Genomic DNA, 2,586 nt, shown 5'->3' with positions numbered 1-2,586 from the left:
CAACAACGCAAGACAACGCGACCAGAATTTCGCGCACACATCGAGCGTTTGCGCCGCCACGGCGAAGAAGGTCAGCACCTCGAAGCTCCCCGGGGCTGCCTGCGGAGCCGCGAAGCCATACGACGCCGACTGGAATTCCGTGAGCTTGATGTTGAAGGCCATTGCCGAGTGGAGCCGGCCGGCGTGATCGCGCAGACAGCAGATGAGCTGGTCGGCGTAGGGGACACGGGTCTTCAGGCGACGGGTAGCATGGTCCCACAGCCAGAGTTTTTGCACCAGACGGTTGGTCGTCACCCCGGAAAACGACTGGTAAAACGCCGATTCGTATTCCTCTACCGCTACAGGATCGGACGAGTCGAGCACTTCAAAGTTGAAGTTCATGTGGTCTCACCCCAAATGCACTGGTATCTCGCGCGAGGGAACAAGCCCGAGTTGCGCTTTCGCCACTACCGGTTCATCGTCCGCGCGTTGCAGCCGGTAGCGCTGGCCGATGATGGCCAGCGTGGCAATCATCTCCGTCATGCTGAAATCGTTGCCCACGCAAACATGCTTGCCGGTGGCGAACGGCATGAAGGCCGCACGAGGAACGGCGGCCTTCTGCGCGAAGCGCTCGGGCCGGAATTCTTCAGGATCCGGGCCCCACACCGGGTCGCGATGGATCCCATACACCGAGATCAGGATGGTCGCCGATTTCGGGACCCTGTAGCCGTTGATCACGTCTTCCCGGACGCACTGTCGCGCGATGTTGTACGCCGGCGGATACAGGCGCATGGTTTCCTGAATGATCTGCGTGATGTAAGCGAGCCTGGGCAAGTCATCCCATTGCGGCAGGCGGCCTTGCAGCACGCGATCGACTTCCTCGTGCCACCTGGCGGCGCAGGCTGGATGCGAAGCCAGCAGGTACAACGCCCAGGCCATCACGTTTGCGGTCGTCTCAAACCCGGCCATGAAGAGCGTCTTGGTCTCGTCCATGACGGTTTGCAGCGGCAACGGCTGGCCGCTGTCAGGGTCCTTCGCCGACATCAGCACACTAAGAAAATCAGGCTGTCCAGGCTGGCCGTTTGCCAGGCGTGACTTGATATGGAAATCGATGAAGCGGTCGAGGGTTTCGCGGTCGCGGTTGAACTTGCGATTACGGTGAATGGGACAGGATAGCGGAACAGGAAAGGGAGAGGTGTTGTACTCGCGCAACCGCTGCATGGCCCCGCGCATGGCGGTTCCCAGGCGATAGGCCGTGTCCTGATCGATGTCGGTGGAGAGCAGCATGCGGCTGATCGCCCCCATCGACAGCCGCTGCGTCTCGCGAACTAACCCCACCGGCGTTCCGGAGGCCCGCTTGCCATCCCACTCCTTCAGCACTTCGCAGACGGAATCGCAGACGGTAGGCACCAGTTGTTTCAGGTGCTCGCCCCGCAGGAGTGGATTGATCAGCGCGCGCCGCTTGCGCCAGGTAGCACCCTCGCTTGCGGCCAGGCCGTTGCCGATGACCAGCGCCAGCCGCTTGTAGTGCGCGCTGCGTTCGTAGTGTTCGCGATGCGTGACCAGAATCTGGTGGGCGACATCGGGGCTCGCCGTCGCCAGAAACCGCCTGTGCAGAACCCGAAACTGAGTCAAGCCCTGGTTGCGCTTTCCCTGCTCGGCGACAAAGAGGTGAGCTGCGTGCGCAAATTCATTCGCGCTTCCCAGCAGCCAGTGGCCATCCGTCGTGGGAATGGGCTGCGCGCCGTGCGCGATCGGGGTCGACGGCATCTCTACGTCAGGCAGTGACTGGCACAGAGCTTCGCTCATGACTCTCCTTGTTGATCAGGTCCCTGGTTTGTTCGACGAAGGCTTTATCAAGGCCGGCACCGGTCTCCAGCAGGCGGCCCAACAGATGCGAGAAGCCCGCAATGCCCATGCCGTCGACAATGTCGTGATCGGCGGCGCCGGACAGGCACAGCATCTTGCGCGACACAACGCGGCCTTCGCTGCTCAGTTGCAGGCGTGGCGTGATGTTGCCGATGGCGAGCGAGGTCGTATGCGCGGTGCCGGCCACCGCGAAGACCGGGTTGGTGCCAACCTGGCTGCGCACGTTTGTCACCAGCATGGTGCCGTTCACCTGCTTGAACAGATATGGGTTGCGTTTGCACCGCCAGGCCGCAAGCCGCCGCAGGATATAAGGCAAGCGGCCCAGCTTCCGCCGCGCCTGCACCGCGGCGTCTCCGTCGAGGTCGGGCGCTCGCACGGCCTGCCGGATCTCCCAATTGATCTCTGCCAGCGTTTTGTTTTGCGCCCCACGAATGATGTGAGCCACCGGGATACGCACGCCGCCCGGCAGCCGCTTGTCCATCGGCGAGAGCAAGTCGATGTCTTCAAAGGTCAGCAGCTTTCTGCCGTGACGATAGGTGTGCATCACCGGATGCTGCATGGCGGCCTGCACGATGCAGTAGACGACAAAGGCGTGAAAGGAAATTCCGATGCGCAGCTCCTTCTCGATGCGGCGAATCGCTGCCAGGCTGTCGGTGACGTCCACTTCGGTCGTGCCATGAATAACGTGGGCCCGCCCCTGCCAGAAGAACATGAGCAGAGCATCGCGAATCTCTGGCC

The 2,586-nt window shown here is 62.1% G+C and carries 3 protein-coding genes; all 3 read right to left on the bottom strand.

Annotation, left to right across the window (positions count from 1 at the left end):
• A partial coding sequence (locus tag VMA74_RS10550; RefSeq protein ID WP_325366719.1) for a hypothetical protein occupies nt 1-381 on the bottom strand: 381 nt, incomplete at its 3' end.
• Between the two features lie 6 nt (nt 382-387).
• A complete protein-coding gene (locus VMA74_RS10545) occupies nt 388-1,788 on the bottom strand; it encodes a cytochrome P450 (RefSeq protein ID WP_325366718.1) in 1,401 nt (466 codons plus the stop codon).
• Nucleotides 1,757-2,586: 2-oxo acid dehydrogenase subunit E2 (locus VMA74_RS10540; RefSeq protein ID WP_325366717.1), on the bottom strand; the 830-nt coding region annotated here is incomplete at its 5' end. The genes VMA74_RS10540 and VMA74_RS10545, both read right to left, overlap by 32 nt.

Source organism: Dyella sp. (genome assembly GCF_035508675.1).
In the GTDB taxonomy this organism is placed as follows: domain Bacteria; phylum Pseudomonadota; class Gammaproteobacteria; order Xanthomonadales; family Rhodanobacteraceae; genus Dyella_B.
The sequence above is the reverse complement of the archived record's forward strand: the minus strand, read 5'-3'. Positions and strand labels throughout refer to the sequence as shown.

Bases quoted from the DNA above. Each gene is read 5' to 3' on its own strand.
- VMA74_RS10545 (WP_325366718.1), bottom strand. From the start codon at position 1,788: ATGAGCGAAGCTCTGTGCCAGTCACTGCCTGACGTAGAGATGCCGTCG.